The 1,885-nt window shown below is 38.1% G+C and carries 3 protein-coding genes; all 3 read right to left on the bottom strand.

Annotated features, from left to right (window positions below; all coding sequences use genetic code 11):
- Positions 1–278 precede the first annotated feature (278 nt).
- The 3 genes from ACYVHJ_RS14760 to ACYVHJ_RS14750 are packed head-to-tail and all read right to left on the bottom strand — an operon-like array spanning position 279 to position 1,795.
- Entirely contained in the window at positions 279–1,229 is a 951-nt protein-coding gene (locus ACYVHJ_RS14760) for a type II toxin-antitoxin system HipA family toxin (RefSeq protein ID WP_460513682.1), read from the bottom strand.
- Positions 1,222–1,560 (bottom strand): HipA N-terminal domain-containing protein, encoded by a 339-nt coding sequence (locus ACYVHJ_RS14755; protein WP_460513684.1) that lies wholly within the window; start codon positions 1,558–1,560, stop codon positions 1,222–1,224. The genes ACYVHJ_RS14760 and ACYVHJ_RS14755 overlap by 8 nt, the downstream gene beginning before the upstream one ends.
- Positions 1,547–1,795: a helix-turn-helix transcriptional regulator gene (locus ACYVHJ_RS14750; RefSeq protein WP_460513686.1), complete on the bottom strand. Its 249-nt coding sequence runs from the start codon at positions 1,793–1,795 to the stop codon at positions 1,547–1,549. Before ACYVHJ_RS14750 ends, ACYVHJ_RS14755 begins: the two co-directional genes overlap by 14 nt.
- Positions 1,796–1,885 lie beyond the last annotated feature (90 nt).

Raw genomic sequence — 1,885 nt, 5'->3', positions numbered from 1 at the left:
TCACAAAATTTTATGATAGTTACAACTATAATCAAAACACAGCGGAGATTTTTTCAGATTTGATGAGGCGGGAAAAATCTGCGAACACTGGGATTCCATCCAACAAGTACCTACCGATGCAGCCAATAACAATAGCATGTTTTAGTTTTAGTTTGCAGTAATTGAATATTTCATGTCTTTCACTTTTAAATTCCCTTTAAATACGAAGGAGTAGATGCAATCTACTTCTAGTAGGGCAGGGGATAAACAAGCTATTTGAATAATCTTAACCAATTGAATTATAGCCTTATCTGTTTGGCTTTTTTTCCAATCATTACTTGATAGGCATCTTTCATTTCGTCCGGAAGAAAGCTTTTTTCCAAGAAATCATGCCATTTAGGCATCGCTTTTTTGAAACGTAGGAAGATGTTATCGAAAGCTTTTTGATCAATTTCAAACCTAGCCATAGCTGCTTCAAAATCCTTGCGAGTTATTTTCTTTTTCTTACCATTTAGGGTAAGTGCTAATTCTTCGCTATCTCCTTCAACAACCAATTGAGCTGCTATCATGTCGTAAGCAGGGCTCAGGTTGTACCCCTTTTCCGGATCTTTAAACAGGGAGAAGTTTTTCATGTGCATGTCGTTGTTGCCGGTAAGGTAGCAAAACACCACCTGCTCAAAAAAGTTGATGATATCAAATCCAGGATTGCTCGAATACTGAACCAATGCTTTTCCAATCTGTTCATAGGAACCACGATATTTCGATTCTGTTAACCGATCGGTCAATTGACACATGTCTTCCATGTGGTATTTTTGTTTTCCTTTTCTATCTATTCGTTTGGTAATGTAAGAAAGTTCACCTGACTTTAGCCGTATCAGAGAATGCGGGACCGTCCTAATACCTGCTATAGCTGCCAGATGCATCGTGAGATCTTCCAGCTCCGGCAAACTTTTATAATGCTCACTGGGTGGTTTCAAAATATATTCTCCCCAAAAACCCATAATAGTCAGTTTTTGAGGCTTATCTTTTTCATCAATGGTTTGTAAGCCTAAGGAGAGTTTTGCTTGGACTCCGGGCACAGTCGATTGACTCTGTATGATCTTTTCAGCCAGTTCCAACATCTGATCATTTGTATATTCTAATAGGGGAGGAAGAGGCTTACCGAAAATTTTCTTGCTGCATTTTGAGTGAAAATCTATTCCGCCCCCATCCAGTTTCTGGTAACAGTATAAACAGTTTCTCTTACTCATTTTCATTGTACTCTTCTTCTATGGATTGAATGCTCACTGCACCTATGCAGTCCTGACATGTTTTAAGTAACAAACCCATTCGATCACGGGCATTTAGTTTCCAGTTTTTTTCAGCGATATCCAATAACCACCCTTCAGGTATCAAACCGTCAAAAAAGGGGAAAAGCACTTTATCCTCAAATGGCTTTTCCTGCAGTGGAAGTGTCAAACTTACGGGCTCTGCATTGTCTTTTCTCAGATAATCATTACTGTATTGAAAATGATATCCTTCCTCATCCTCTTTAAGGGTTCCAGCCCAATTATTATACATAAAAACTTTAGCCTTTCTCATGGATCAGTTTATTTCGGTTCATTGGCACTGGCCCAAGTTCAAAACCAAACAATACCAGTACCTGGTTAACTTTATCCATTTGAAGGGAAGGTTTATCACGTTCTAATTCGCGTACAAAGCGCAACCCTACGCCAGCTTTATCTGCCAGCTCTTTCTGGGTTAGCCCTAAGTCCTTTCTTTTTTCTTTTACAAACCTACTTAATAAAAGTGCATTTGAGTGATTTCCTGAATTCATTCGTATATAATTACCCGTTCGGGTACAAATATACGAAATCGAGTAATAATATACCCTATCGGGTATAAATTATATCATCAAGTTAAAATT

The organism is Cyclobacterium sediminis, assembly GCF_054781075.1.
Note: the sequence above shows the minus strand (reverse complement) of the source record. Positions and strands in the feature narration are given on the sequence as shown.

What these genes read in the sequence shown, in the direction of transcription:
- ACYVHJ_RS14760 (WP_460513682.1), bottom strand. Translation starts at nt 1,229, where the DNA reads ATGAGTAAGAGAAACTGTTTATACTGTTACCAGAAACTGGATGGGGGC.
- ACYVHJ_RS14755 (WP_460513684.1), bottom strand. Translation starts at nt 1,560, where the DNA reads ATGAGAAAGGCTAAAGTTTTTATGTATAATAATTGGGCTGGAACCCTT.
- ACYVHJ_RS14750 (WP_460513686.1), bottom strand. Translation starts at nt 1,795, where the DNA reads ATGAATTCAGGAAATCACTCAAATGCACTTTTATTAAGTAGGTTTGTA.